The 26394-nt window shown below is 50.1% G+C and carries 16 protein-coding genes; 14 read left to right on the top strand and 2 right to left on the bottom strand.

The genetic code is table 11. The annotated features are described in order from the left end of the window. The first annotated feature begins 61 nt into the window (after positions 1–61). The 8 genes from KVT38_RS03085 (at position 62) to KVT38_RS03120 (ending at position 16452) form a co-directional block, all read left to right on the top strand. Positions 62–4561, top strand: coding sequence for a glycoside hydrolase family 71/99 protein (locus tag KVT38_RS03085; RefSeq protein ID WP_217592225.1), 4500 nt, complete (start codon positions 62–64; stop codon positions 4559–4561). 94 nt (positions 4562–4655) lie between these two features. Further along, the gene (locus KVT38_RS03090; protein ID WP_217592226.1) at positions 4656–6419 is read left to right on the top strand and encodes a sensor histidine kinase; all 1764 of its coding nucleotides are present in this window, start codon (positions 4656–4658) and stop codon (positions 6417–6419) included. Next, positions 6412–8064, top strand: coding sequence for a response regulator transcription factor (locus KVT38_RS03095; RefSeq protein ID WP_217592227.1), 1653 nt, complete (start codon positions 6412–6414; stop codon positions 8062–8064). Before KVT38_RS03090 ends, KVT38_RS03095 begins: the two co-directional genes overlap by 8 nt. Before the next feature lie 120 nt (positions 8065–8184). After that, a complete protein-coding gene (locus KVT38_RS03100; RefSeq protein WP_217592228.1) occupies positions 8185–9975 on the top strand; it encodes an extracellular solute-binding protein in 1791 nt (596 codons plus the stop codon). Between the two features lie 102 nt (positions 9976–10077). Next, positions 10078–10968 carry an ABC transporter permease subunit gene (locus KVT38_RS03105; protein ID WP_217592288.1) on the top strand — a complete coding sequence of 297 codons (891 nt, stop codon included), beginning with the start codon at positions 10078–10080 and terminating at the stop codon, positions 10966–10968. A 14-nt stretch (positions 10969–10982) separates the two neighbouring features. Further along, entirely contained in the window at positions 10983–11876 is an 894-nt protein-coding gene (locus KVT38_RS03110; RefSeq protein WP_217592229.1) for a carbohydrate ABC transporter permease, read from the top strand. 33 nt (positions 11877–11909) lie between these two features. Continuing rightward, positions 11910–13787, top strand: a complete 1878-nt coding sequence (locus tag KVT38_RS03115) for a beta-N-acetylhexosaminidase (RefSeq protein WP_217592230.1) — start codon at positions 11910–11912, stop codon at positions 13785–13787. A 28-nt stretch (positions 13788–13815) separates the two neighbouring features. Continuing rightward, complete coding sequence (locus KVT38_RS03120) at positions 13816–16452, top strand: glucosidase family protein (protein ID WP_217592231.1); 2637 nt, start codon at positions 13816–13818, stop codon at positions 16450–16452. A gap of 7 nt (positions 16453–16459) precedes the next feature. On the opposite strand, the gene KVT38_RS03125 is transcribed toward KVT38_RS03120, so the two are convergent. Next, a complete protein-coding gene (locus KVT38_RS03125; RefSeq protein ID WP_217592232.1) occupies positions 16460–18109 on the bottom strand; it encodes a response regulator transcription factor in 1650 nt (549 codons plus the stop codon). Positions 18110–18115: 6 nt separating this feature from the next. Beyond that, positions 18116–19915, bottom strand: coding sequence for a cache domain-containing sensor histidine kinase (locus KVT38_RS03130; RefSeq protein WP_217592233.1), 1800 nt, complete (start codon positions 19913–19915; stop codon positions 18116–18118). A gap of 210 nt (positions 19916–20125) precedes the next feature. Here KVT38_RS03130 and KVT38_RS03135 point away from each other — a divergent pair, with 210 nt between their 5' ends. The 6 genes from KVT38_RS03135 to tatA all read left to right on the top strand — a co-directional run bounded on the left by KVT38_RS03135 (position 20126) and on the right by tatA (position 26304). Further along, entirely contained in the window at positions 20126–21400 is a 1275-nt protein-coding gene (locus KVT38_RS03135) for an ABC transporter substrate-binding protein (RefSeq protein ID WP_217592234.1), read from the top strand. 51 nt (positions 21401–21451) lie between these two features. Then, positions 21452–22327 carry a carbohydrate ABC transporter permease gene (locus KVT38_RS03140; protein WP_217592235.1) on the top strand — a complete coding sequence of 292 codons (876 nt, stop codon included), beginning with the start codon at positions 21452–21454 and terminating at the stop codon, positions 22325–22327. Positions 22328–22339: 12 nt separating this feature from the next. Beyond that, positions 22340–23185, top strand: coding sequence for a carbohydrate ABC transporter permease (locus KVT38_RS03145; protein WP_217592236.1), 846 nt, complete (start codon positions 22340–22342; stop codon positions 23183–23185). A gap of 80 nt (positions 23186–23265) precedes the next feature. Next, complete coding sequence (locus tag KVT38_RS03150; RefSeq protein ID WP_217592237.1) at positions 23266–24375, top strand: glycoside hydrolase family 172 protein; 1110 nt, start codon at positions 23266–23268, stop codon at positions 24373–24375. A gap of 105 nt (positions 24376–24480) precedes the next feature. Further along, on the top strand, positions 24481–25782 hold the full coding sequence (locus KVT38_RS03155) for an ABC transporter substrate-binding protein (RefSeq protein WP_217592238.1): 1302 nt from the start codon (positions 24481–24483) through the stop codon (positions 25780–25782). 297 nt (positions 25783–26079) lie between these two features. Continuing rightward, complete coding sequence (gene tatA / locus KVT38_RS03160) at positions 26080–26304, top strand: twin-arginine translocase TatA/TatE family subunit (protein ID WP_217592289.1); 225 nt, start codon at positions 26080–26082, stop codon at positions 26302–26304. Positions 26305–26394 lie beyond the last annotated feature (90 nt).

Consider the following 26394-nt stretch of genomic DNA (forward strand, 5'->3'; position numbering starts at 1 on the left):
TAAAACGCTCATAATCCCAACCGATCGACTATATTGAGGAGTCAATGAGAGGGGAATCGACATGATAGACAATGGAGCTAGCCAATGGGCACTAAGGATTTTGAGACTGGCATGTTTTGCATTCATCGGCAGCGTAATGATCGTCCTTCTGCCTACGAAACCTGCAGCAGCGGCAGATACCTATATCTACAACGCAACCGTAGGTACGGACAGCTTGAATCGCAGCTTGCCTTTGAATACCGATACGGGGAATGCCAAGGCGAACCGTTACGTCGGCATGTTTTATTTTCTCGCTTCAAGTTTTGATATCGGTCCTTATGACATGGAGTTTTTATACAGAAAATATCCGGATTCCGTTTTCGATAATCGAAGACCGGAATGGGGAGGCGTGGGAACGAATCATTTTTGGGGGAATCCGCTATATGGGTATTACGATCACAACGATCCTTGGGTCATACGCAAGGATTTGCAGATGCTTGGAGAGGCAGGAGTCGATTTTATCGTATTCGATACGACCAATGTACCGACCTACGATACGGTGCTCAAAAGTCTGCTTGACATTATGCAGGAATTGTACGATCAAGGCGCCCCCGTTCCGAAAATAGCCTTTTATACCAATACCGATTCCGGTAGCGCCATGGAGTATATTTATGACCGATATTATAAAGCCGGCGCTCCGGACAGACACCCCGATCTTTGGTTCAATTGGAGATCCAAGCCCCTGATCGTTGGCGTCTCCAGTCAAGCCTCAACTGCCGTATCCAATTTCTTTACGATCAAAGAATCGCAATGGCCGACAGAAGCGCCAAAAAACAACGGCTTTCCATGGATTGACTTCGTAAGACCTCAGCAAGTCTATAATTATAACGGACAAAAAGAAATCATGACCGTATCTCCCGCCCAAAATTCAGGCTCCCTTTTATTCAGCGATAATGCGTTTTTTGGATTACCGAATACTTGGGGGCGAGGTTATCATAACGGGACGCACGACGATAGCTTAGATGCCGTCAACTCGGGATACAATTTTATCGAGCAATGGAACAATGCGATCGCTCAAGATCCCCCAATTGTATTTGTCACGGGATGGAACGAATGGATGGCCGGCATTTGGGATGGTATCGGCAATCGCAAAGTGAACGCATATGATGGTGCAACCATGGCGTACAGTCGCGATATTCAACCCATGAAGGAGGGCTTTAAAGACAATTACTACATGCTTCTTGCTAAATATATTCGACAATATAAAGGCTATAACGCGATGCCTGTGCCAAGTGCGGATAAAACCGTCACGATCAATACGGATTTCTCGCAATGGAACGATGTTTCGCCAGCCTATAAAGACTATACGGGAGACACGGCGGCGAGGGATTACAGAGGCTATGGCGCGCTCTATTTTAAAAACAATTCCGGTCGTAACGATATCGATGTGATGAAGGTGGCCAAAGATTCGACCAACCTTTTTTTCTATGTGAAATGCGTGGCGAATATTAGCTCTTATACCGACTCTTCATGGATGCGACTGTTCATCAACACGGATGGAAATCCGACAAACGGCTGGAATGGATTCGACTATGTAATAAACCGGACGGGCGTAGGTGCCGGCACGACCACGCTTGAACAAAGCACCGGGGGATGGAATTGGTCGTCTGTAGACTCCAATATTAGCTATAGCATATCCGGTAAAGAAATGATGATTCGAATACCGAGAAGCGATCTGGGACTTACGAGCGATCCTGTCAACATCGCATTCAAATGGGCGGACAACATGCAGAATGACGGCGATGTGATGGATTTTTACGTGAATGGCGATACTGCGCCGGGCGGAAGATTAAGCTACGCTTATTATTCAAACGAAAGTGTGGTTACTACCCCGACTCCTGCCCCGACTACGATGCCAGGGCTCCCTCCAGTACCAGAAAACATCAACGTGCCCGGAACGGCAAAGTCTTGGGAATTTGCTAATCTGGCTGATCCGGAGGGTTGGAAGGTCGATACGATTAAAACGGATTTGTATAATCCAAGCGCGGCTAAATCGACCGTTGCGATCGGCAGTACGACAGTAGCCGCAGAGAAGTTCACGACGACAAGCTCGCTGAACCGAATTGAAATTTTAAGTCCGGTATATACCGGGTCCGGCACCGGCCTGCGATTAACGCTCTATAAATGGGATACGGATTATGAAACGACGCTTGACGGGGCACCGTTCACGACGTACATCCATAACGGCGTCAGTGCCAATAATCCGTGGATTTATGTTTGGGCGCAGCCGGCATTGCCTCCGGGGGATTACCTTTGGACCGTGTCTTTGAGCAGCACGCCCGTTACTAATGCCGGAGTCATTAAAAGCGCCGGAAGCTTCAGCGGAACGACGTCTTATTTGAATGGGGTCCCTATTGCGGATCATTACACGATGAGAATGTACGGAACTTCCGCTGCAGCATTCGGGGTTACCGAGGAGCACGCGCTGAAAGGTACAGTTGCCATGAATAATTCCTATATCGTCATGAAAAAGGATGCCGATATTGAACTGGCAGGAAAAAATACGGTGCAGATCAGGATGAGCAACGCCACCAATGCAACAAGCGCCAGATTGTATTTTACGACTTCAGACGATGTAACAGGTTGGAATTTTAATTCCAATGCTGAGAGTTGGATGGCCAACTCCGACATTGGCGGATTTGCATGGCAGACAGGAGGTTATATAGGCGGAAGTGTAGCCGGCCCAGATCCCTTCATTGTTTCACCGGATAACTTGGGCATCGATGCGGCAAACAACACCATAATCAAAATCAAATTAAAAAACAACACAACCAACACGACCGGACAGATCTACTTTACAACGACAAGCGACACCAACTGGAGCGAAACCAAGTCTGTAACGTTCCCGATCAATGCGAATGACAATAATTATACCGAATATTCCGTTGATATGACGGAAGCGATAAACGGGCTTTGGTCAGGAACGATCAAAAGAATCAGGATCGATCCGAATAAAGATGTATCAAGCGGATCGTTTAGCATAGACAGTGTGGCAGTAGTGAAAACCGTTTTCTCCGATACGAATTCAAGAACGTTTACTATCAACGCAAATTCCGGTTATACCCTCTACAATCTGGATATGTCGAATATCGCGGGATGGAGCGGAACTTTGAAGAGAATCAAGCTAGTTCCCGCGGTGAACGCATCAAGCGGGTCATTCGGAATCGACTATATAAGAATTCTCAACAGTCCTGCAAAAGGGTGGTATTTTAATTCCACGGTAGATGATTGGACAGCGGCCGGCGATATCAGCGGGTTCGGTTGGAAGACAGGAGGCTATGCGGGGGGAACGTTCAGCGGCTCCGATCCATACATTTTTTCGACCGACAATCTGGGGATCAGTGCGGACAGCCATACCATTATGAAAATTAAAATGAAAAATAGTTCCTCGAATACAACCGCAAAATTATTTTTTACGACGAACGCAGATGCATCGTGGACGGAAGCGAAATCCAAGACTTTCACTTTGACTGCGAACGACAGCAATTATACCGAATATTTCATCGATATGTCGGGGGTGTCAGGTTGGTCGGGGACGCTCAAGCAATTGAGATTGGATCCGAATGAGAGTGCTTCAACCGGTTCCTTCGAGATAGATGAAATAACGGTATCCAATGCTGCCGTTTACACGCAATCCAGAAGCTTCTCCAAAACACAGGGAGTGAATGGATGGCGTTTTCAGGAGTGGGCTTGGAATGGGTCAACCAGAACGATATCTGACATGACATGGGATTCTGCCAACAATCGGTGGAAAGGGACGTCGGCCAATAGTTTCGTCGGTGCGGGATTCGTGCAGCCCGATCTTAACAAAGAATCGGTTCAAGTCTTTACTGCCCCTGCGAGCGGCACCGTCAGGATCATGGCAAATGTGAGAAGAAGCGTCAGCAACGCGGCTTCTGACGGGGTGCAGGTAAAAATCAAGAAAAACGATCAGGATTGGTGGCCGATCGGCGGAGGCTATGTGCAAGTAAGCGATATGACCGGCATCGTTATCGATCAGCTTGCCGCGGTTGCCGCAGGGGATCAACTCCAGTTTGTCGTTAATGCCAAAGCTTCTTCGGCTTATGACGCGGTTTATTTAGATCCGACGATTACGTATTATGGAGGTGCATGGAATTTCGACTCGACCGTTGAGAACTGGACAGCCGGAGGAAATACGAGCGGCTTCGGATGGCAAGCCGGCGGATATATGGGCGGTAATGTAACGGGCACCGATCCGTATTTGATGTCTTCCGACAATCTCGGCATTCGAATGGTCGACCACCAATTTATAAAAATTAGAATGAAGAATGCTACGGCGGCGAAAACGGCTAAATTATATTTTATTACAAAAGCGGATACGACGTGGAGCGAAGCGAAATCGAAAACATTTGCTACAATAGCAAATGATCGGAACTATACGGAGTATGTCGTGGATATGTCGACCGTGCCCGGGTGGACAGGGGTATTAAAGCAATTAAGATTCGACCCGGAGGATAGTGTATCAACCGGATCGTTCAGCATCGACTATATCAGATTCTAGTCGAGTATGGAGCTATAGGAGGAGGCGAGTTTTCGCCTCCTTTTTACGATTTATCCCTAGCAACGTTTAAATATAGAGGGGGAAATGAATGAGGATGTTACTTACATTATGGAAGAGAGGGATATTCAGAAGGTTGCTGTCTACCTTTCTTGTGGTCTTGCTTCCTATTTGCTTGTTAGGCATCAACTTCATTAATCTCGGGATGCGTGCGGTTAAAAAAGAAATTTCAAATTCCATACAATCTCAAATTGATTTCTATTTTGAGAATTTCGAAAAGGAAATGGATCGAATTAGATTGCTTCAAAGTGATTTGATTAATGATGTCAATCTGAATAAAATGGCTAATCTGCCTGAAACGATGAATTTGTATGATAAGGCGAGCGCGATTCTGAGTTTGCAACAACGGCTGCTGGCCATCAAGAACAGTAGTGCATATATTAAAGACGTTATCGTGCTTCTTCCGGCGAGCGATGACGAAAATAAAATTACCGCCTCTTATGGCTTAAGCAAAATAACAAGCAATGATAAGGAGTTGCTTGATCACATCCCGGACAAAAGTCATAACTACTTTAGCTTCTGGGAAAATAGATTGTTTTTAAGTTTTTTAAGCCCTTTGGAATATAGCAACAACACGCATTCTTCCTCATTTATTATCGCGGTTGAACTCAACGAGAAAGAAATAAGAACGGCCTTGAATCAATTCAACAACTATAAAGACAGCGGGGCGGTACTCATGAACCCCGACCACCATTATTTTCTTACGACGGACGATAACCCCATGGTTGAAATCTCTTTGAAAAAATATTTGGGCGAACGAAAAGAAGAGGAAAAAGCGGGCCACGCTTTACTCAAAATAAAGGGTACCGCCTATCAAGTTTTTTATGCAGGATCCACGCATTCAAGCCTAGTGCTCGCTACGTATATTCCGGAAAAATTCATATTTGAACCTTTGAAAGGATACAGCAATTGGCTGTGGGTTTTTACGGCAATCTCCCTCGTCATCATCCTTTTATTTTCTTATTCAACTTACAAGTATATTCACAAGCCGATGTTGAAGTTGGTTAGTTCTTTCAAAAAAGTTGAAAATGGGGATTTGAATGTACGCATTGAACATCATCATGAAGACGAGTTCAGATACTTATTTAAAAGATTTAATGTAATGGTGGAAAACACGAAGGCTTTAATCGATCAGGTCTATAAACAGAAAATATTAGCTCAGCGGGCTGAACTGAAACAACTGCAATCTCAGATCAATCCACATTTTCTGTATAATAGCTACTTTACTTTATACAGCATGCTGGAGGATGAAGACTATGACAATTCCAAACGGTTTGTAAAACAAATCGGGGGATATTTCCAATACATGACACGAAATGCTTCCGATGAGGTAAGTCTTGCGGCCGAAGTGGCACATGCCAGAATATATGCCGAAATTCAAGCCAGACGCTTCCGTAACCGCATGCGCCTGGAGTTTGAAGAACTGCCTCCGGGATATGAAAACATAATCGTACCTCGTCTAATCATACAACCCCTTATCGAAAATGCATTTGAGCATGGTCTTGAAAACAAATCGGCCGATGGCATTGTAAAAGTCCGGTTTATTGCCATGAATCGTTTTTTGGTTATCGTTGTGGAAGATAATGGTTGTGGAATGAGCGAATCGGATCTTAACCTTCTCGCCGGAAAAATATCGGGTGACGCGGATATGATCGAGATTACGGGGATGATGAACATCCACCAACGCGTACGAATGAAATTCGGTCCGTTAAGCGGCGTGGGCGTTGACCGCGGAATAGACGGCGGCCTAACGGTGAAGATCCACATTGACATGGAAAGGGAGAAACCAATCGATGCGTAGTTTACTCATTGTGGATGATGAACAAGACATTGCTGACAGATTGTATATACAATTCAAGCAAGCCGAGATGATGGAACTGGATGTCTATAAGGCTTATTCGGCCTATGAGGCATTGGGCTGGTTGAACAGAACAAAAATGGATGTTGTTCTAACGGATATCCGTATGCCGGGTATGAACGGGTTGCAGCTGCTCGATATTATCAAGGTGAAATGGCCGAAATGTAAAGTGATTTTTCTAACAGGGTATAACGAATTTGATTATATTTATGCAGCAACGAAAAACGACGGCGTCAAATACTTATTAAAGACTGAAGGATATGAAGTCATCGTAAATGAAGTGCAAAAGGCATTCAACGAATCTGAGTATGCCATTGAAATGAATGAACTCATCCATAACACCAAAAGCCAAATGCTCCAGGCATTACCGCTTTTACAAAAAGAGTTTCTGCTCGACCTGTTGGATGGAGCATCGTATTCCGCAGAAGAAATAGATCAGCAGCTCGGAAACTTAAAAATGAATTTGGATGCTTCTATTCCACTACTGTTGCTTGCAGGAAGCATAGATCAATTCCATGCCAACAAAGTCAGTTTCGAAAGAACGCAAACGTACTTCCAAATTAAGCTGATCGTCGAACAACTCCTTCACCCCTATGTCAGAACCTACTTGATTATGTATGATCCATCGACTCTGCTTTGGATCATTCAGCCGAACGGGGACGGGATGAAGTCGGGTACGAATGACGACGGGGCTGATATGCAAGTATTTGTAAAAGGAATGTTAGACCCGATCCAGGCAGCTTGCAAGGAAGTCGTGGATACTTCCTTATCTTTTGTTATTGATCATAGAGCTGTCAGTTGGGAAGCCATCTCGGAAAGATTTTGGCACTTGAAGCAGCTATTGAACTATCGAATCGGTACCGGAATGGATGGGTTTTTAGTTGACAGCGGCCTTCTGTTGGATCGAGATGTTCAAACGTTTTATTTCCAGCTAAAAAAAATCAAAGAACTGAGAGGGCTTCTGGAAAGCGGAAAACAAGATCAATTTTCCAAAGGATTATCGGAGGTCGTGGAAGGGTTCGAGGATATCGAAAATAAAAACGATAATCCATCTTTGGAACTGTTTTATTCCATATCCATCCTGTTTTTGTCTTACATAAACCGGTGGAATCTAACAGAGAAAATAGCGTTAAAAATCAACATGAATAAATTAACACGAGCGGATGAACACGCGTCATGGAAAGAAGCGGGTCATTATTTTTTACAATTGACCAATGTCATTTTTGATATTCAAAGAAAAGAAGAAGATAAGCGTTCCGATGTGGCTGTAGCTCATATTAAGGATTATATTATCAATCACCTGGGGGAAGATTTGTCGCTTGTCTTACTTGCCGAGCAAGTCCATTTCAACCCATCCTATCTATCGCGACTCTTCAAGCAAGTGACAGGCAACAATATATTTAACTTTATCAAAGAGGCTCGGTTAGCAAAAGCGAAGGAGCTTCTTAGAAATAGCCATTTAAAAATCAATGAAATTGCCGCAGCTGTCGGGTATATCTCCGCCCCGTATTTCACACGTTCCTTTCGAACGGCCACAAGTATGAGTCCCCAGGAATATCGTGACCAAAGCCATCACACGAACAAGTAAAGCGAAGGCAAGATTGTAAACCGATTGTATATTATGCGATTCGCTAACGCCGAGTATGATTGATTTATAGCGTTGTGCACAACCTATGTTCTCCTTTACACCTAAACTGGAGGTAATCGTATGTGGGGATCTTTTGTCAAAAAGAGCAGCTTCGCACTACTATCCATCGTGCTGACCGTCTCGCTTGCAGCTTGTACAAAAAATAAAAATGATACGGCTGCCAGCGGAGCGGCGTCATCCGTTACGGAAACGACCGCTCCTGAAAGTGCTTCTGCAACCGCTTCTGCAACCGCTTCTGAAAGCGCTACCGATCCGTTCGGCAAATATACGCCGCCTATCGAAGTGACAGGTTTTAAGGCGATCGGAATCAGCACAAAGTTTGAAAATGGAGAAACGATTGACGACAATCGATGGATGAAGGCTTATGAAGATGAGTTAGGCATCAAACTGAAATGGTTATGGTCGGCAGATGAAGCGACGCAATACTATAACAAATTAAATGTATCGATTGCTTCAGGTGAATATGCCGATTTTTTCGTTGTCAATTCCAAACAGTTTAAGATGCTTGCTAAAGATGGTCAGTTAGCGGATTTAACCGAAGCTTTTGAGAAATACGCTTCACCTCTTGTCAAAAAGTATATGAACGCTTTTCCTCAAGGCTTTGAGTCCGGAAAGGTGGATGGAAAACTTGTGGGCTTATCTCCGCAGGGGGATTATGCCGGTCAGTCCTTGATGATCTGGATTCGTCAGGATTGGATGGAGCAGCTGGGGCTGCAACCGCCGAAAACGATGGACGATTTTGTGAAAATAGCCGAAGCTTTTGCGAAGCAGGATCCCGATAATAACGGGAAAAACGATACGTATGGATTAGCTGTAACGAATGCCTTTTTCGGTGGATTCCAAGGCGATTATTTGATGGGGGTAGCTTCGCTTGAAGGTTTCTTCAATGGATATCATGCCTATCCTTCCATCTGGATTAAGGATGATAGCGGAAAGCTTGTATATGGAAGCGTACAGCCTCAAATGAAAGACGCATTGAAAAAGCTTCAGGAAATGTTTAAAGCGGGGCTAATAGACAAGGAATTCGGGGTGAAAGACCCCGGCAAAGTCGTAGAAGACATTTATAAAAATAAAATTGGCATGAGTATCGGCATGGAGTGGAATACAGGCTGGCCGTTCGATGAAATGCTTAAAACGAACCCCAAAGCCATTTGGAAGCCTTATCCACTCGTGTCGGTAGATGATCAGCCTGCTCTTGCGGAAAATCCATGGCCCATATCCGGCTACATGGTTGCCAGTAAAAATGCCAAGCATCCGGAAGCTTTAATCAAGATGCTGAACCTTTATGTAAAGTACGTCGTGGATGAGAACAGAACGAAAGAAGATAGCAATAAATTCGAAAAATCGCAAGACGGTACGTATTTATACAGCACCTATGCCCTTGCTGCCATGAATAATCCGGACCTGGCGATGAACGATTTTTACAAATTAAATACGGCTTTAAAAAATAAAAGCGATGCTACGCTTCGATATACCGACGGTCCTATGAAAGGCGAAATCAACAGTTTGTTGGAGGGCCAATATAAACAAGGACTGGCTTTTGTGGAAAAAGGGGATGTTTCGAATGGAAACGTCCAAATTTATACTCAAAAAATGGCCGACGATGGATCGTACGCCATACTTAAGCATTATCGAGATAACAATCTCTTAATGATCAACCAGATGCCTGGCGTTGGTACCGATACGCTCGTGCAGAAGAAATCTACTTTGCTCAAGCTGGAGCAAGAGGTGCTGACAAAAATTATTATGGGCGTACGCCCGGTGGATGACTTCGATAAATTCGTCGAAGATTGGAAAAAGCTTGGCGGAGATCGGATCACGCAGGAAGTTAACGATACTTATAACAACTAATGAGGCAAAAGCTTAGATGATCATGCTTGGGAAAGGTGACACTCTCGTTATCTTTCCCGAGTTTTGATTATAACTCAGAGAAGGTGATTAACTTTGCATAAAATGAAATGGATGAGAGAAATACCGCTGCACCTCATGATTTTACCTGCCTTTATTATTGTTTTTATTTATAGCTATGTCCCCATGTTCGGCATCATTATCGCCTTTCAAAATTTCACGCCTGTAAATGGATTTTTAGGGTCGAAGTACGTCGGTTTGGATAATTTCAAATATATTTTTCAATTTCCGGATATTTATCAAGTTTTATGGAACACGGTTTACATTGCTTTGATGAAAATTGTCGGAAATTTAATCGTGCCTGTCGTCATTGCACTTCTCCTGAATGAGTTAACTAAACAGTTTCACAAAAGAACATTCCAAACGATTGTGTATTTGCCTAACTTTTTATCTTGGGTCATTGTATCCGGCTTAATCATTGATATCCTGTCCCCTTCGGAGGGAATTGTCAATAAAGTACTGCAATTCGTTGGTATTCAAGAAGTGTTTTTTCTGGGCAATCAAAACTGGTTTCCGTTCATTATGGTTATCACGGACATTTGGAAAAACTTCGGATTTGGCACCGTTATATTTCTTGCAGCATTAACCGGCATAGACCCGACCTTGTATGAATCATCGATTGTTGACGGGGCTAATCGATGGAAGCAGACCCTTCACATTACTTTGCCAGGCATTAAACCGGTGATCATTCTCATGACTGTGCTCAGTCTGGGCAATATATTGAACGCAGGATTTGAACAAATTTTTAACTTGTACAACCCTATGGTATATGCAACCGGGGACATTATCGACACTTTGGTTTATCGGCTTGGCATCGTTGATGCACAATATTCGCCGGCAACGGCTGTGGGACTATTCAAATCTGTCATTTCTTTTATTATGATTGCCGTTTCTTATAAATTAGCCGATAAATTTGCCAATTACCGTATTTTTTAAGGGGGTGTGCTCGTTTGCTTCACAACAACACAATAGGAAGAAAGCTTTTTGTATTTTCAAACTACGCGGTACTTATATTGGTATCCTTGTCTTGCTTGTTGCCATTATTGAATGTTTTGGCCGTTTCATTGAGCAGCAGTACGGCGGTGTCGGCCGGCAAGGTTTGGTTCTGGCCGGTGGAATTTACGACAAAATCTTACGAATATGTGGCCAGTACAAGTGCGTACGTTAAAGCTCTGGTTGTCTCTATGAACAGAGTAGTCTTGGGCGTTGCGATTAACATGCTGCTTACGATATTGGCCGCGTATCCGCTATCCAAAGAAAAAAACGTTTTTCGGCTGCGGGGACATTACGCCTGGTACTTTATTATCACGATTCTTTTTAACGGCGGCATGATTCCTACCTATATGGTCATTAAGCAAACTTATTTGATTGACACGATATGGGCGCTGATCCTACCAACGGCGCTTCCTGTATTCAATATGATCGTTCTGCTGAATTTCTTTAGGCAAATTCCGAAGGAGCTGGAGGAAGCCGCTCATATTGACGGAGCAGACCATTGGAGAATATTACTTCGCATATACCTGCCTGTGTCCACGCCGGCTTTGGCAACATTGGTGTTATTCTGTTTTCTGAATCATTGGAATTCCTGGTTTGATGGTCTTTTATATATGAATAAGCCTCAACATTACCCCTTGCAAAGCTATCTTCAAACGATCGTGATTAATGTCGCTGCCCAAATACAAGCGATGTCTAGCAACGGAAGCGGCGGGATTATGGATTTTGTTAATCAGAGGACCAATAAGAGCGCTCAAATCGTACTTGCTATGATTCCAGTCATTCTGATCTATCCGTTTCTGCAGAAGTATTTTACGAAAGGCTTGATTTTGGGAAGTGTAAAAGGCTAGAGAATGAAGGAATGGAAGGAGGGAACAAAGGCCTTGAAAATTCGTTTGTACGGGGATCAGGTTGATCTGATCGACGCCGTGAAAGAATTGATCCGGGATCGTGAGATCTGCATTTCCGATGACGGGTTTCCCGTCGAAGTGGAGATGGGTGCCGGGCATTTGAAAGTGGAGTGTATGGAAACAAATGCTCGAATTCGCTTCGAACGCAAACATCAGTTTTTCCGTGCGCTAGGCTTATTTATAGAACATTTCATGCATTCCAAAAGTTTCATACTTGAGGAAACCGCTCAATTCAAGTCAGTAGGCACTTTATTCGATCTTTCCCGCAATGCGGTCTTCCAAGTGGAGAGTGTTAAACGAATGCTCCGACATATGGCTTGGATGGGGATGGACAGACTGCTCCTCTATATGGAAGATACCTTCGAAATTCCGGGGATGCCTTACTTCGGCTATTTCCGGGGAAGGTATACATTCGAGGAACTGAAAGAAATCGACGATTATGCGCACGCATTCGGCATTGAAGTCGTTCCGGTCATTCAAACGTTAGGCCATCTGAAGCAAGCTTTGAAATGGAATGTCGATCCGGCGATCTCGGATAACGAGGACATTCTGATGGTGGATGATCCCGGCACTTACGAAATGATCGATCGGATGATTCGTGCCGCGACTTCGCCTCTGCGGTCAAGAAGAATCCACCTCGGCATGGACGAAGCGGATCAAGTGGGTTTAGGGCGCTATTTGAAGAAAAATGGCTATAAGGATCGATTTAAGCTTATGACCGGGCATCTGAGTAAAGTTATAGAGATTGCCCATTCTTACGAACTGGAACCGATGATCTGGAGCGACATGTATTTTAAGGCTGCTTCGAAGGAAGGCGGCTATTACGAACGGGATACGGTGCTTCCTGAGGAAGTCCGTTCGGAGATGCCGGCCGGCGTTGATTTCGTTTATTGGGATTATTATAGCGAGGATGAAGACCACTACCGGTCGATGATACGCAAACATGACGGACTCGGGCAACGCAGCATTTTTGCCGGCGGGATCTGGACTTTTGTGGGCGTCAACGTGAATTACGATAAAACTTTTGCGACATCAAACGCCGCATTGTCCGCATGCAAACTGGAGAAGGTGGACGAGATTTTTGCCACGGTTTGGGGCGATGACGGGGCGGAGACCAACTATTTCACCGCGCTTCCGGGCATGCAACTATACGCTGAGCATGCCTATGCGCAAGAGGTCGATCTGGCTCGGATTAAAGATCGTTTCCGGATTTGTACGGGAGCATCCTGGGATGCTTTCATGAACTTATCTCTTATTGATCATATTCCAGGCGTTCGGCAGCCGAATCTGATCCCTGCGAATCCCTCCAAGGCTTTATTGTGGCAGGACCTTCTGACCGGTCTGTTTGATCCTTGCGTTAAAGAGCTTCATGTCGCGGCGCATTATGCTAAAGTCAAGCTTCAAATGGAAGAACACGCGGAGGAGAACGCTGCGTGGTCATTTCTATTCGCGACAGCGGCTCGTTTATGCGAAGTTCTGGAGCTGAAGGCGGATATCGGCTTGAAGATGAAAACGAGTTACGAAAACGGACGCAAGGAACAATTGGCTCAACTGGCATATAACGTGTTGCCCCGGTTGTATGACAGCGTGGATGCGCTGAGGCTTGCTCATAGCGCGCAATGGATGGCGACTTATAAACCGTTCGGTTGGGAAGTGCTCGATGTCAGATACGGCGGATTACTCGCTCGTATTCGATCGACATCGTCAAGAATCGACGATTATGTGAAAGGCGTTATTGACAGGCTGGAGGAATTTGAGGTTGAGCGATTGCCGTTCGATCCGAACAGTGCCGAAGCCTATCGATTCGGCTGCTTAAATGCCTACGCGCGCATTTTTTCCGCAAGCTCTTAACGGCCTACGAAAAAGGGGATCTGGATAGATGGATGCGAAAATTGCGGTGGAGTGGAAGAAGGGGCCAAGCCGAGGAACCGTCTCGACAACCTTCGGCACGATAAGTGCCACAATCGAACGGGGAAGCGGCATGACGGATGGGCTGCGCTTCTCCACGGACGGAAGTCCGGCGCGGCTGGAATTAAACGTACAAGCTGAAGATCCGAAAGAATCGCAGGCGATCCTGATCAAGATCGATGCGCAGGAGCACCCTTTCAGCTTCTATTTGAGGGATGTGAACAGCGTTTATCCGATTTACATTCCCGCTTACGGCGTTGCCGTAACGCAAGTCGACGACGATCGGAATTACGAACAAATCGAGCGCGACATCAAGGCCAAGAACCTGATTACCGAGCTGCAGCGGATAGAAGAGGAGCCGGAGGAGAACTACGATAACGCCGCCGGCCATACGCGGGAACTCGCTTCCCAGACATGGCTCGGCTTGTCGCGCGATATTCGGATTTTTGGCGTCGGCTTCCGCGGCGTCGGGGGAGAGGAACGACTGTGGGATTGGGTTCAACCGAGATTTCACGGTCACGAAGTGACGCTGCCGGAGAACGAAGACAAAGCCGTCTGCTATCGATATATGCTTGGCCGAGGCATCGGCTGCGTGGAAGGCGTCACTCGCAGACTTGAAGAAGGATCGCTTCCCATCCTGCATGCCTCTATCTCGGATAACGACATCGTCTACGACACGGTATCCTTTGTCTCTTACGAGAGCAGCCAACTGAATGTCGAGACGTTAAGGGGCACCCACTACTTGGTCGCCGATGGCTTCGGCCACTTTAATATGCTGACGGAAGATCAGACAGCCCGGCGGGAACGGATCCTTCCGCAGGAGATGAACCGGGAGGAGGAGACGGTGCTTTACTTCCGGGCGGTAGCTACGAATAGGGGGGAAGTTCCAAGATACGCCTGGTTCAAGAATGTCATTCCCAACGCATTTGTCTTGAATAACGATCAACAATACGCGTTCGACGGTGAAAGCGGGTTCGTGCAGTTCTCGAAGGACCGGGTCTGCTGCGTATCCAAGCTAAACGGAAAACCGCTTCAGATGGAAGAGACGGCCGTTCTCATTTCTCCGGGCGCTTCGGTTACGTTCGAATTCTATTTGCCTCACCGCCCGATTTCCAGGGAACGCGCCGAAGGGCTGAGCCGGCAATCCTTCGAGGAGAGACACAAGGAGTGCCGCGCGTTCTGGCTGGCGAAGCTGTCCCGGGCAGCCTCGATCAAGCTTCCTGAGCCGCGGATCGAGGAGATGGTCAAGGCCGGTCTGCTCCATCTCGACCTCGTCACTTACGGGCTTGAGCCCGGCGAGACGGTCGTTCCGACGATCGGCGTCTATACGGCGATCGGCTCGGAGAGCTCGCCGATTATTCAATTTATGGCGTCCATGGGGTGGAGCGACCTCTCGGAGAGAGCGCTGCAGTTTTTTCTGGATAAACAGCACGAAGACGGTCTGATGCAAAACTATAGCGGCTATATGCTGGAAACGGGAGCTGCGTTATGGAGCCTCGGCGAGCATTACCGGTACACCCGCGACGAGGAATGGGTACATCGGATAAAGGGACATTTGCTGAAGGCGTTCGACTATCTCGCGAATTGGCGCAGCCGCAACAAAAAGGAGGAGCTTCGGGGGAAAGGCTACGGGATGTTGGAAGGGAAGACGGCGGACCCGGAAGACCCGTTCCGCTCCTTCATGTTGAACGGGTACGCCTATATGGGGTTGAGCAGGCTGGCAGAGATGCTCGCGATCGGCGATCCGGAGCGCTCCGCTCGAATCGAAGCCGAAGCGCAAGCTTTGAAGGCAGATATCCGTGAAGCCTTGTTCGCCGCGATGGCGAGCTCTCCGGTCGTCCCGCTGGCCGACGGCAGCTGGGTGCCAACGGCCCCTCCCTGGGCGGAGCACAGGGGTCCGCTGTCCGTGAACGGGGAAGGAGGCAAATGGCTGACGCACGGGTCTGCCGTCGCCCGGGATTCCCTTCTTGGCCCGCTATATCTCGTTTTTCAAGAGGTTGTACAGCCTGACGAAGGCGCGGCAGAATTCATGTTGAACTATCACCATGAGTTGATGTGTACCCGCAACGTGGCTTTAAGCCAGCCTTATTACAGCATCCACCCTTGGGTCCATCTGAAGCGCGGCGAGGTCAAGCCGTTCCTGAAAGCCTATTACAATGGCTTCGCCGGATTGGCGGACCGGGAGACGTATACGTTCTGGGAGCACTTCTGGCACGCCAGCCCGCACAAGACGCACGAGGAAGGCTGGTTCCTCATGCAGACGCGGTGGATGCTGTATATGGAAGACGGCGACACGCTGCGCCTGCTGCCCGGCATCCCGCGGCGATGGCTGGAAGACGGCCAATCCATCGAGCTGGAAGGGGTCGCCACCTACTTCGGCCCGCTGACCCTGCGAGCCGAATCGCGGCTAAGCGAAGGAACGATCCGCGCGCGCATCGTCTGCTGCGATACCGACAAGCGGCCCAGCCGGATCGTCATCCGGCTGCCACATCCGCAAGGGCTGCACCCGACGCGAACGGCAGGCGGAACGTACGACCCGGCGACCGAGACGGTTACGCTTGACGCAATCGGAGAAGAAGCCGAGATCGTACTGCACTACGACGCATAACCGCCATTCATTCATCCGCTTCGCTGACGACGCCGGCCGCACCTATCTTCTTGCGGTACTCCCTTGGCGTCATATGCGTGAGCTTGCCGAAAATCTTGCTGAAGTATCTCGCGTCCTGGTATCCGACCATCTCCGCGACCGCGGAGATCGGATACTGCATGTTGCATAGCAAAGCCTTGGCGTGTTCGATCCGAATTCGCTCCAGGTAATCGGAGATATTCTCGTTGAACTCCTGCTTGAACTTGCGGGATACATACTCGCGGCTGACAAAAAAACGATGGGCGACTTCCTGCAGCAACACATTTTCGCGGTAATTCGCTTCGAGGTATTGCTTTACGGCATGAATGACGCTGTTTTCCTTCTGACGAGCCTTCCGCAGCCGTTCAGCCGCCTGTTTGAACGACTCGATCCATTCACGCTGCATATCCGTCAGGGACAAGCTGCCTTCCGAATCGATCGGGAATACGGACTGGGGAATCGATCGCGTATATTCGGTCGATGCGGAAGAGCCGCTGGCTTCCTGCATCAAGCGGTTCATCAACAGCTCGTATTCGTACTGCCAATACTTGAGATGCTCAAGCGTAACTTCCTGCATTCGCTCGACGGCTTCGATCCATTGGGCGACGGCGTGCTCGATCTTAGTCGGGTCCCCGCTGTAGACGGCGACGGCAATTTGGCTGCCATAATCGGCCAGAACGGCTTGTTTGGCCGCCGGTGTCGATGCGTTCTCGCCTTGATAGATCCATTTTGCCTGCTGCTTCGCACCCTGACGGAAGGCAATGGATCGGGCCGCCTGCATCGCTTTCTGAAAACCGGCGTGCACCGTGTCCAATAGAACCGGCGTTGGATCGCAGGCAAAGCGAAAACGCGTGCCAAGAATGCGGGCGAAGGAGTCGTTCATCTCGTGCAGCTTCCGGTGCAGTTCGGAGGGATCGCCGGCATACAGCAGCACGATGCCATGATTCGGGTCGGTATGCTTAAACGCGAATCCCGAGCGGACGGAACCCAGCACCTCGTTGCAGACGTTGGTCATCAGAAAGTGCAAGAGGTCCAGATTGCGGCCGAATTTGCGATGAACGATGCCGGAGAGCGGGTCGGTCGGCACAAGAACGACGCGGAACGCTTGCTCGCCGTGCCACCCGAAAGCGGCATGTAGCTCGGCGGCGACGGACCGGTAATAGCCGGGTTGGGTAACGACGTTCGACAGCACCTTGTCCCAATACGCCGGCATCGTCTGATTGATCTCCACGTTTTTTTGGATATGAAGCTTGCGTTCCTCCTCCTCCTTGCGCCAGGCGAGCACCGCGTTGCGCAGCGATTCGAGCAATTCTCCGCGATCGATCGGCTTCAATAAATAATCGAGTCCGCCGTGCTTCATCGTTCGACGCATGTAGGTGTAGTCGTCGTAGCCGCTAATGACGATCCGCTTGGAGCCCGGGCATTCGCTTTCGATCCACTGAAGCAGCTCCAGCCCGTCTACGCCCGGCATTTTCATATCGGTGAACACGATCTCCGGTTTTTCCGCCCGGATGATTGCCATCGCCGCGCCTCCGTCGGACGCTTCCAGAATATCGGATATCCCGTATGTCTCCCAATCCACCAGCATTCTGATCGAGTCTCGAACATCTTCTTCGTCGTCGACGATAAGCACCTTCATATTGAATTACACCGCCTTTCGCCAAGGGATAAGGATGACGACCGCAAAACCGTTCGGTACCGCATGATCGATCGTGATTTGTACCGGCTCGTCATCGTACAAGCGCAGGCGCGACAACACATTCATCAATCCGATGCTGCCCCCCGGCATTTCCATGGACGCGTCCTGTTCCATCCAGCCTCGAAGCTCCTGCAATCGCTCGGCAGAGACGCCCGCACCGTTATCCTCAACGGACAGCCTTATATGATCGCCATCCGATCTTGCGACAATACGTATTTCGGCGGCGTCCATGTTTTCCCCGAACCCATGCTTGAAGCAGTTCTCCACCAGCGGCTGGACGGTCATCTTGGGCACAAGCGCGCCTAGGACAGCCTCCTCCGTCTCGATGCGGAAGGTTAGACGCGCCTTGAATCTTTGCTTCTGCAGCTCCAGATAAGCTTCCGTATGGGCGATTTCTTTGGACAAGGGCACGATGGACTCTTCCGTGTTCATATGGTAACGCATCATCCTGCCCAGCGAAGAGGTCAGCTCGTAGATTTTGGGGACGCGATGATGCAGAGCGACGGAGCCGATGGATTGCAGCGTGTTGTTAATAAAATGCGGATTGATCTGGGCCTGCAGCGCTTTGAGCTGATTGTCCTTGTTGGCCAGCTCCAGCCGAAGCTCCCTCATGATCAGATTATCGATCGTATCCACCATGTTTTTGATCGCGTGGCCGAGTACGCCGACCTCATCGCTTCTTTCCCAGTCGATATCCAGCCGCAGCTTTCCCAGCTTGATCTTGCGAATCGATTCCGTCAGCTTCTTGATCGGCGTCGTCAGCTTGACGGAGATGAACAACGTTGCGGCGACGGCCACGATCAGAAAAGTGACCAGAACAAGCATGTTGATGCGCAGCACGCGGGAAGCGTTCTTGTACAAATAGTGGTTCGGAATCTCCTTGGCGACCATCCACGAGCGGCCGATCAGCTCGAATTTCTCGTAGACGACGATGCCGTCGAAGGACGAGTCCCGCCAGTCGAAGTGGCCGGACTGGAAGAAGCTGTAGCGCGCATGCTGCAGCCATGCGTAGTCGGGCTTGCTGCCGATCAGATTATCCTCGGACGAATACGACACCGTGCCCGTATCGTCCAGCAAGTACAGCTTCTCGTTCCCTCGATCGTAGAGCATATTGCTTATGCTGCGAAGTCCGTCCAGCTTGAAGTCGATGGACAGTATACCGATTCGTTCCTTGAGCGGGGCGCGGTACACCGGGCGATGGATGGTGAGAACGGTATTGGTCGGGCTATACGGGAATTCCTCCATGCCGTAGTTGTGGGAAGGATGCGGGGGCTCGAAGTAAGGGTCGTCCTTGCTTGAAGGCTGCGCATAATGGCCGTTCAGCCCCGAATGTCCCGCCGCCCGCTTCAAATAGCCGTCGATGAGCAGGTACGATTGATCGGCCAGATCGGAATACAGGTACACTTGCTGGATGTCCTTGGCGGATTGGGCGATGGCATGGAGGCCGGAATAGAGATTGTTCTCCACGATGAAGTCTCTCCTTCCCCGCTCCAGTATATTGTACAGGCTGTTCGTCTCCTGGATATTGTTGTAGGCGTACAGAGAGATGGCATTCATCTGGCTCAGCAGGTTCGCCATGCTCGTCGCGCCTTGGCGCACCGTGTTGGAATTCTCGCGAACGGCCTCGTTCTTGAGGGAGTTCTTCGTATAAAAATAGGAGATGAGAATCGAAGCGGCGATAGGCAGCAGAATGGCGATAAGCAGAAATAAACTCAGTTTATTCCGTATGCTGCTGGGATACTTCATGACGAATGCTCCTCGCTCCCCGAATTGGTACTCAGTCTACCACGCGATTCGCAGCGAGTTCAATAGTAGGTTGGCGCCATAAGCTCGCGCGCCGCCGCGATCACAAATTTACACCTTTTTGATCAAAGCCGTTCGTATTTTGGGGCTGAAGGAAGCGGGTATACTGGACCTGTTCCAACGTTAGCGCTTACAAAACAGGGAGGGTTACGTGTGAGAAAATCAAGCACATGGCTGGTCGCGTCCGCTTTGGCTGTCACCGTTATGCTGGCAGGCTGCTCAGGTTCGAAGGGGAACGGCGCAGCGCCGGCGGGCTCCTCCTCACCCGGTGCGAGCGGCTCCGGCGGGCAGGATGAAATTACGCTCTATACGATCCAATCTACCAATCCCAAGTTTGAGGAATGGCTTAAGGAAGCGCAGGAGAAGAGCGGCGTAAAGATCAAGTGGGTTGCGGCGCCGACGGATTCGGATACCCGCCAGCAGAAGGTATCGACGATCCTCTCCTCGGGCGACAGCTCGGTCGATGTGCTCGAGGTCAACGATGAGATGGCGACATCGTTCAAAAACGCGGGGTGGCTGGAGCCGCTGCAAAATTCGGTGTTGACGGAAGACATCATGAAGCAGCTGCCGCAAGGCTACATGAAGGACATGCTGACTTCGAACAAAGGCGATGTCGTCGGCGTGCCCAGCTATTCCGGCTATCTCGCCATGTGGGTGGACCAGAAGAAGCTCGATGCGGCCGGGATGACTTCGATCGACAACGAAGAGGACTTCGTGAAGTTCCTGAAGGCGTCAACGAAGGACGGACAGTACGGTTACGGCGGCTCCTGGGAAAAAACCTACGTCTTTAACGAGATCGCCACCTTTGTCAATTTGTTCGGCGGCGATTACTACGATTGGTCGAACGAAGGGAGCCGGAAGGCCGTGAAGTTCATGTACGACATGGCCAATACGTGGAAGGTAACGCCGGTCGATCAGATCGCGGACAAGTACGAGCAGATGAACCAGAAGTTTATCGACGGCAAGTATGCCACGGTGTTCATGTGGGGAACGGGCACGGACTACAAGAAGGCGAACCGGTACGGCAAGGATCAGATTCATATGATCAACATGCCGATGTTCGCGAAGCGAAGCATCTTCACCGATTCCTGGAGCTATGTGCTCAACTCGGCATCCAAAAACAAGGAAGCGGCGATCAAGTTCCTGAAATACGCGGCAAGCGAAGACGGCGAGCTGAACGGATGGAAAAACTTCGATCGCTATCCGGCAAGAGCCGACGTTGCGGCCGGCGACGCGGTTACCGGCGATGTCAAAGACGTGTACGCCGAGATCCAGAAGACGAACGAGATTCATGGCCGTCCGATGCTTCCCCAGACGATGGAGTTCATCTCCGAGATGGGAACGCAGTTCCAGAACTACATTCAGAACAAAATCACGCTGGACGAATTCTGCAAAAAGGCGCAGGAGGCCGTAGACCGATATAAATAAGCGCCGGCTGGGAAGCCGGTTCCCGATCCTTCACAAGAAAGGCGCGTTGCCATGTATGCGAACAAAAAATATTTAACTATCGCGTGGATCCTTGTGCTGCCGGCCCTGCTCATTCGTTTTTTCACGACGCTGTACCCGATTGCGGATACATTCCGCATCAGCTTCTTCGAAGTCAAATTGCTGCAGGGCATTCATCGGTTCGTCGGATTCAGAAATTACGTTGACATGTTCCAGGACGACAAGATGATCGCGTCCATCTCGTTCACTGTGCTGTTCGTGGTCGGCTCCATGGCCGGCCACCTCATTCTCGGCATCGCCCTGGCGCTTATTCTTAATATGAAGTTCGCCGGGCAGAAGGTGCTTCGCACGATCGTCCTGCTTCCGTGGGCGATGCCGATGGTGGTCATCGCGATGGCATCGAAGTGGGCGTTCAATAACGACTACGGGCTCGTCAACAACTTCATCCGGTGGTTCGATCCCTCGTTCCAGATGAACTGGCTCATTCATACGGGGACTGCCCGCAATGCCGTCATCGCCGTCGACTTGTGGAAGGACCTTCCTTTCTTCGCGATTCTTGTGCTGGCCGGGCTGCAATTCATCTCCTCGGATATGTACGAGGCGGCCAAGATCGATGGAGCGGGAAGCGTCCAATCCTTCTTTGCGATCACGCTGCCGCTGCTCTCGAAGAACATTCTGGTGCTCAGCATTTTTTTCACGATGTGGAGAATGACGTCCTTCGATATCGTCTATGCAATGACGAGCGGAGGGCCCGGCGAGAGTACGGCATTGGTCGCTTATCGGGTGACGACGGAAGCATTTACGAATTTGAACACCGGGTATGCCGCCTCCATCGCGATCGTGTTGTTTCTGGTTATGGCCGCGCTTAGCGGTCTCAGCATGTCCGCAGCCAAGCGCGTAGACTACTAAGGAGCGATCGTTATGGTTTCCAACCGCGCGAGACGGCTGCTCCCCGCGATTGCGATGTGGGGACTGGCCGCCGTTGTAGCGTTTCTCATCCTCTTCCCGCTATGGTGGATCTTCATCTCGTCCATTACGCCGGCAGGGGAACTGTTCGCCAAACCCATCAAATATTGGCCGGCCCATCCAACCCTGGAAAGCTACCGGTTCCTGATCGAGAACGTCGGGCTGTTAGCGAAAATCAGAGATACCCTCATTATCGTCGGATTGTCCATCCTGATCGGCATGATCGTCTCCGTGATGGCGGCCTTCAGCTTCTCCCGATTTCGCAGCAAGGGCTTGTCGCTGGCCGTCGCTTTTCTGCTGGCCTCCATGCTCATTCCCGATGTCGTCACGGCGCGTCCGCTTTACGATTTTCTGCGATACGTTCATCTGTACGACACTTACGCCGGACTCATCGTCTTGTACATCAGCGGCATTCTTCCGTTTTCGATTCTTATTTTGCAAAATTACTTGAACGACATCCCGGTCTCCATTGAAGAATCCGCGTCGATCGACGGCTGCGGCTTCGTTCAGTCGATGTGGTATGTGACGCTGCCGCTGCTCAGGCCGGCGCTCGCTACGGTGTGCATCGTCAACTTTATTACATGTCTGAACAACTTCTTTACGCCGCTATTTTACTCCAACGGCATCTCGGTGCTGTCTACCGCCATCACCCAGCTTCCGCTGCGGGACAATATGTATGCGGTGCCCTGGGATCTGGTGAGCGCCATGGGGTGGATCATCATTTTGCCGATCATCGTTTTTGTCGCCTTTTTCCAGCGGCAGATTATGGAGGGCATCATGGCCGGCGGCGTAAAGGGTTAAGCGACAAAGGTTATGCGAAAACGGTTAAGCGACATACGCGTCCTTCGAAATATGATGGCCTTTGAGAGGAGACATTAGATATGTACGGAAATCCATTCATGGGAGGGCTGTCGGCGCTCCCGCTGATCAAACCGGGGCGAAGCCGCGCGGTCAACGCAGAAAATCCGACGGGGGAGAAGGGCAAAGGAGGGATGGCGGCCAGCCATCTCGGTCCTTCCCGCAAAGGCTCGCCTTGCATCCGCGATGTAGCGCCGGGCGCGACGGCGACGCTGGCGGAGATCGCAGGACCCGGCGTGATCGAGCATATCTGGATCACCGTGACCGATCGCACCGAAGCCGATACGTTCGTCTTGCGCGATCTCGTTTTGCGCATGTATTGGGACGACGAGACGGTCCCTTCCGTCGAAAGTCCGTTGGGCGACTTTTTTTGCAATGGCTTCGGCAGAGGCTGCGTCGTCAATTCCATGCCGATCGTCGTCAATCCGACGAGGGGCTTCAATTGCTATTTTCCGATGCCGTTCCGCAGCAAAGCGAGGATCACGATCGAGAACCAGCATGAAGCTCCGATTCCGGCTTTGTTTTATCAAATCGACTATTGCCTGCACGACGAGCTGCCGGAGGAAACGGCGTACTTCCATGCGCAATGGAGACGACAGCCGATCACGACCAAAGGGGAAGATTACGTCATCCTGGACCAGGTCAAAGGGGCCGGTCAGTATGTCGGCACGTACCTTGCGCTTACGGCGCTCGAGCGCTACTGGTGGGGAGAAGGCGAGATCAAAATGTACATCGACGGCGACGAGGAATATCCGACCATCTGCGGTACCGGGACCGAGGATTATTTCGGCGGGGCCTGGAGCTTCGCGACGCAGCGGGACGGAAGGACCGTAGAGAACACGTACAACACGCCGTTCATGGGCTACCCTTATTACGCCAGTCACGATGATTCCGTCCACAATCTTTATCACAACGACGACACCCTTCCGATGAGGGGCTTCTACCGCTGGCACATTCCCGACCCCATCCGCTTCCGCCAGGATCTGAAGGTGACGATACAGCAGATCGGGGTGTATAAAAAGGGCTTGTTCGAGCGGCAGGACGATGTGGCCTCGGTCGCCTATTGGTACCAGACCGAGCCGCATCAACCGTTCGGACCGCTGCCCGGCAAGGTGGAGCGTTGGCCGAGATAATCGGCCTTAAGGAGCAAGATTGGCCCATGGCAGCGTCTATCTTCTATTTCAAGCGCACGTTATACTGGTTGTACTGCCGACTTGAAACACGAAGGGAATGCCGATATGACCAGACGTATAGAAGGATATTCGCTTCGGCTCGCCGTCTTGCTCCTGTTCGTCCTTACCGCCGGCGGATGCGGGATCTCACGGAACGGCGCCTCGAATGAAGCGGGAGAGATCGCGACCGCCAGCCCGTCCGACCGAACGGTCCATGTATTCAACTTCAAGGTCGAAATGGCCGAGCAGCTGAATGCGCTGGCCAAGCAATACGAGCAGGAAACCGGCGTCCGCATTGCCGTCGACACCTGCGGCGGCGGCTGCGATTACAGCGCCGCGCTAAAAACGCGATTTAATTCCGGCGACAAGCCGGATCTTTTCTTCGTTGCGGGATACACCGATCTCGATCTCTGGCAGGAATATCTGGAGGACCTGTCCGATCAGCCATGGGTGTCCGACTTGGTTGATCTGACGAAGCCGGGCATTACGAAGGACGGCAAGGTTTACGGCATGCCGCTTGTCATTGAAGGGTGGGGCTTTATTTATAACAAGCAGCTGTTCCGCCAAGCGGGAATCGCCGAGCCTCCGGTTACGCTGGAGGCGCTGAGGGAAGCGGCGAAGAAGCTGCAGGCAGCGGGGATTCAACCGTTCGAGAACGCGTATGCGGAGTGGTGGATCGTCGGCAACCATCTGCTCAACCTGGCGTTCGCCGCCCAGCCGCATCCGTTCGAATTCGTCGAAGCGGTGAAGAGAGGCGATGCGAGTCTGACGGACAATGCGATTCTGAACCAGTGGACGGATCTGGTCGATTTGACGGTGGCGTACGGGCAGCCCGATTCGCTGCAGACGGACTACAACGCGCAGATGGCGAATTTCGCGGCCGGCCGCGCGGCCATGATGCAGCAGGGAATATGGACGCAGCTGCAGCTGGACGAGATGAATCCGAATCTCGACATTGGCTTTCTGCCGATGCCGATCAATAACGACGCCTCGGCCATGGACAAGCTTCAGGTCGGCGTCCCCAACTACTGGGTCGTCTACAAAAACTCCGGCGTCAAACAGGAAGCCAAAGCGTTCATGAACTGGATCGCCACATCTGCGGCAGGACGGCAATTTTTTATGGACGCCAAGCTGATTCCGCCATTCCGAAGCATTCCGATCGGCAAGGGACAGCTCGGTCCGCTGGCCGACGACGTCATCGCGTATCTCAAGGCAGGCAAGACGCTTCCATGGATGTGGCAGCGATATCCGGGCTACGAAGCCAACACGTCCCGGATGGCCGTCCAGATCAAAGCGTACATCGGCAAGCAAATCGACAGAGAACGCATGTACCGGGAGTTTCAACGCATTTGGCGCGAGCTGTCCTGACCACTTCTTAAATAGGCAGGGAGATCCCGTCGGAGGGAAAGCATAAACGCAGTCAGTGAGAGGCCGCCAATTTGGCGGCCTCTTTACCTATCTAGCTGAAAGTGAAGCCGACCGATGTATTCGGCCCCCTATGTCTTCGCCATTGTCAAATTCGTGCAAATGAAGAAGTCGAATCGATGGCACAACAACAAAAATAAGACTTCGAAATTGGTGAAAAAGTCCAAGACCTGCAAAGACGCCAATCCGTTCATGCAGTACGATACAACTAAATCAATTTATAAGAACGGAGGGAATACGATGGGCGGTATTGGTACATCCGGCATCATATTGCTTGTGTTGATCGCGTTGCTGTTATTCGGACCGAATAAGCTTCCTGAACTTGGCAAAGCGTTCGGGCGTACGTTGCGCGAGTTCAAGAAGGGCGCTAATGATTTATTGAACGAGCCGAAACCTGCAAGCCGTGTCGACATTTACCCGGAACAGCCGGAGCCGCTGAAAGCGGAACGGCGACTGCCGGAATAAAGCGATTTTGCAACGAACAAAATTTCATGGGGCCGGCTTCTCGATGCGAAATATCTTTTCGCCTTAGGGGCGGCCTCATTGTCGCGGGGG

Origin of the sequence: Cohnella sp. GbtcB17 (assembly GCF_019091135.1) — a bacterium.
Lineage (GTDB): Bacteria > Bacillota > Bacilli > Paenibacillales > Paenibacillaceae > Cohnella.